This is a genomic window from Aeromonas sp. MaB10011B, from assembly GCF_017939325.1.
GTDB classification, from domain to species: Bacteria; Pseudomonadota; Gammaproteobacteria; order Enterobacterales; family Aeromonadaceae; genus Aeromonas; species Aeromonas caviae.
In genome coordinates this window covers 1-3,692 of sequence record NZ_JAGKRK010000060.1, presented here as the reverse complement: position 1 = coordinate 3,692, position 3,692 = coordinate 1, and the positions used below count along the sequence as shown (strand labels likewise).

The window sequence follows — 3,692 nt, the reverse complement described above, 5'->3', positions numbered from 1 at the left end:
CACGCCCGAAGCCATGACTATTATCAATGCAACCCAGTACCTCAAGCAACTTCTTAGCTCTTCTGAACTCAACCGGATCGGTAAATTTACCGGTTTTTGTCAGCGACTCCGGGATATCCAGCCTGCGAGACTACTCCCGGCTCTGCCCATCCTCTTCGGACTTGGTCGGACCGAAGTGACGAAGCACATGGTCGGCCGTCGCGGGTGCGCCCAGCGTGCAAACCGCCCGTATGCCGTCGAGGCGGGCAGCCGCCGCGATGGCCGCCGTCCCCCCCAGGCTGTGTCCGACCAACAGTGCAGGCATGCCGATCGTGCTCTGCATCCAGTGCACCGCCGCCACAATGTCCGCCACGCTGGACGAAAAGCCACCGCGCCCGAAGTCGCCTTCGCTCTCGCCCAGACCGGTGAAATCAAAGCGCAGCGTGGCGATGCCCTGCTGAGCCAGCGCCCGGCTGATGCGGGTCGCGGCGAGAGAGTTCTTTCCGCAGGTAAAGCAGTGGGCAAACACCGCCAGGGCTTGTAACGGTGCATGGTCCGGGCGTTCCAAGACACCCACCAGCAGACCCTGGCTGCTGCCAGCGAAGCCTACCTTTTCGCTGCTCATGCTTTCTCCAGTGCCAGGGCGTTGATGCAGTAGCGCAGACCGCTGGGCTTGGGTCCGTCGGGAAACACGTGACCCAGGTGGGCGTCGCAGACGTTGCACGTCGTCTCCACCCGCACCATGCCGTGGCTGTTGTCTCCGTGATAGCCCACCAGACCCGGGGCAATGGCCTGCGTGAAGCTGGGCCAGCCGCTGCGGCTGTCATATTTGGTCGACGCATCGAATAGTTCAGTGCCGCAGCACACGCACCGGTAGATCCCGGGCGAAAACAGCGTACACATCGAGGAGCTGTGCGCCCGTTCGGTGCCCTTGAGCCGCGTGATTCGGAACTGCTCGGGCGTCAGCTGTTGGGCCCACTCGGCTTCGCTGCGCTCAACTCGGCGCGGTGGCGTCGGGTTGCCCGTTTCCACCAGTTGAATCACTCCTTTCCAAGTCAACATGTCGGGCCCAGGCTCCGGTGCCGCCGGTTCGTTTTCCAGCCGCTTGAGAAAGGTGACGAGCTTGTCGGCGTCGATTCGGAAATGGTTGTAGACCACTCTGCCATCGGGATCGATCAGGATGAACCAGGGTGTGCCGCCGTTGCGGTAGCGGCGCATCAGCTCCGAACCCGCGCCGTCCTGTTCGTCACCGGCGTCGTGCCCGAAGGGAATGCCCAGCGCGTAGCGGGAGTGATTGGCCAGCATGCGCTCCCAGGTGTTCGAACCGAAGTCCTCGAACACGGTCTGGACTGCGGCGAACCCGACGAAGTCGCTCCCCCGAAACGCGTCGACCACCCGGGCAAGCGCCGGAAAGCCGGTCGCATGGCACCCCGGGCAGGCGTCCTGAAAACAGAAGATGAGCTTGAACCGGCCGGGCATGCGGTCCAGGTCGAAGTGTTCCAGCGCCTGGCCCGACGCGTCCACCCACCGGGTCACACCCAGGGGAGCGGCCGCTTCGCCAAGGACACCGGGTTCCTGTTTCGTTGTGGTCATGCGAAGTCTCCTTTCAGAAATCGTTGGGTACCCCAATCAGGTGCCGCAGAAGGTGCGGTGGGCTGCGGCCACTTCGGGCGAGGCCGGCAGCGTGAATGGCCGCGCGGACTCCACCGTCTCGTACGGCCGCCCCAGCACCGCCAGCAGGCGCTCGAACGGACCGAGGTCGGCCTCGTCCACGGCACTCGACAGCGCCGCCTCCACCTGGTGATTGCGCGGGATCACGAAGGGATTGACCGACCACGCCGTTGCGGCGCAGTCCTGCAAGGTCCTTCCCTCCCGGGCCATGCGCTGGCGCCAGCGCGCCAGCCAGTCCGAGAGCGCCGGGCGCTCCCGTCCGAACAGGTCGTGCAGTGCGGCATCCGGCCCCGTGATGGCGTCGGACAGGAGGCGGAACGCCAGCGTGAAGTCCACCTTTTCCCGCTGCAGCAGCTGCAGGAAGTCGTCCGCCAGGGCGCGGTCGTCCGGCTCTTCAGCGGCCAAGCCCAGCTTGGCGCGCAGCTGCCCGGTCCAATGCCGGTCAAAGCGCACGGCAAACCCGGCCACCACCTGTTCCACCCGTTCCACGACGTCGATATCGCGGGCGTCCAGAACCGGCAGCAACGCTTCGGCCAGACGGGCCAGGTTCCATTGCGCCATGGCCGGCTGCTGGCCGTAGGCATATCGCCCCTGACGGTCGATCGAGCTGAACACCGTGGCCGGATCGAAACCCTCCATGAACGCACACGGACCATAGTCGATGGTCTCGCCCGAAATGCTCATGTTGTCGGTGTTCATCACCCCGTGGATGAAGCCCACGCCCATCCAGCGTGCAATCAGCTGCGCCTGCCGCTCACAGACGGCCTCCAGCATCGGAATGGGCTTGTCGGAAAGCTTGGCGAGGGCGGGGTCATGCCGCGCCACGGCATAGTCGAGCAGCCACCGAAGCATCACCTCCTCCTCCCGCGCCGCGAAGAACTCAAAAGTGCCCACCCGCAAGTGGCTGGCCGCCACGCGCACCAAGATCGCCCCGGGGGGCGAGCCCTCGCGGTTCACCCGCTCACCGGTCCGGATCACCGCCAGCGCACGCGTCGTGGGAATGCCCAACGCGTGCATGGCCTCGCCCATGAGGTACTCGCGCAGCGCCGGGCCCAGTGCCGCCTTGCCATCGCCACGGCGCGAAAACGGCGTACGGCCCGACCCCTTGAGGGCCAGGTCCCGACGCTGTCCTGCCGTGTCGATGAGTTCCCCGAGCAGCAAGGCGCGGCCATCCCCCAAGTGTGGCGAGAACTGGCCGAACTGGTGTCCCGCGTAGGCCTGCGCCAGCGGCGCCGCCTCAGCCGGCATTTCCACGCCGGACAGCCACGCCAGACCGGTCGCAGACTTCAGCGTCGCCGGCTCCAGCCCCAGCTCCAGCGCCAGGGCGTCGTTGAACTGCACCCAGGCCGGGGCCGGGGACGGCTCGGGCTTCCAAGGCACATAGAACCCCTGCATGTCCCGGAAGAAGCTGTTGTCAAACGGCAGCCGAAACGCCGGGCCCGTCCCCGGCGTCTTCGGCTCCGACACGGCCTTTGGTGTGGACGCACGCATGACTTCAGGCCGCCTTGAGACCATCGTTCGAAGCGCCGAACGCCCCGATCAGCTGCCGCTCGTCGAGCTCGAAGTCGCTGTAGAGCACCTCGTCCAGCGGATCGATCACCAAAAACCACGGCGTGCCGCGCGTCCCGTAGTCCGCCATGAGCGACGACGCGCGTCCGATCGCAGGGTCGTGTCCGAACGGAATGTTCAAGCCGTAGCGCAACTGCGTCTCGCGCAGGCGCTCGAAGGTGTTGGACTCGGCGCCCTCGAACACGGTCTGCACCGCGGCAAACGCGAAGCCGCGATCGCCCAACGCCTTGATCAGCTTCTGCAGGGTCGGAAAGCCATGGCTGTGGCAGCCCGGACACCAGTGCTGGAAGCAGAAGATCACTTTGAACCCGTCGCCCAGATCGGACAGCTTCAGCGGTGCCATGCTGCGCCCTTCGCCGTCGATCCACCACGGCACCCGCAGCTCGGGCGCCTGTTGAATGCACCGGGATTGCATCACCATCTCCTCAGGAAAAAAACAGACACACCGGGTCGGCCCGCCCACTGGCGCGCCG

General features: G+C 65.9%; 4 protein-coding genes and 1 pseudogene. 1 reads left to right on the top strand and 4 read right to left on the bottom strand.

Annotated elements, in window-relative coordinates:
* Positions 1-13: 13 nt before the first annotated feature.
* Positions 14-166: pseudogene (locus J9893_RS13960) on the top strand (IS4 family transposase); the annotation flags it as partial.
* On the opposite strand, the gene J9893_RS13955 reads toward J9893_RS13960, so the two are convergent.
* The 4 genes from J9893_RS13955 to J9893_RS13940 all read right to left on the bottom strand — a co-directional run bounded on the left by J9893_RS13955 (position 131) and on the right by J9893_RS13940 (position 3,634).
* Positions 131-604: an alpha/beta fold hydrolase gene (locus J9893_RS13955; RefSeq protein WP_065806357.1), complete on the bottom strand. Its 474-nt coding sequence runs from the start codon at positions 602-604 to the stop codon at positions 131-133. The pseudogene J9893_RS13960 and the gene J9893_RS13955 sit on opposite strands and share 36 nt — an antisense overlap.
* Entirely contained in the window at positions 601-1,041 is a 441-nt protein-coding gene (gene msrB, locus J9893_RS13950) for a peptide-methionine (R)-S-oxide reductase MsrB (RefSeq protein WP_034054008.1), read from the bottom strand. Before msrB ends, J9893_RS13955 begins: the two co-directional genes overlap by 4 nt.
* 567 nt (positions 1,042-1,608) lie before the next feature.
* Positions 1,609-3,141 carry a protein adenylyltransferase SelO gene (locus J9893_RS13945; RefSeq protein ID WP_210599735.1) on the bottom strand — a complete coding sequence of 511 codons (1,533 nt, stop codon included), beginning with the start codon at positions 3,139-3,141 and terminating at the stop codon, positions 1,609-1,611.
* Positions 3,142-3,145: 4 nt separating this feature from the next.
* Positions 3,146-3,634 carry a redoxin family protein gene (locus J9893_RS13940; protein ID WP_034053978.1) on the bottom strand — a complete coding sequence of 163 codons (489 nt, stop codon included), beginning with the start codon at positions 3,632-3,634 and terminating at the stop codon, positions 3,146-3,148.
* Positions 3,635-3,692 lie beyond the last annotated feature (58 nt).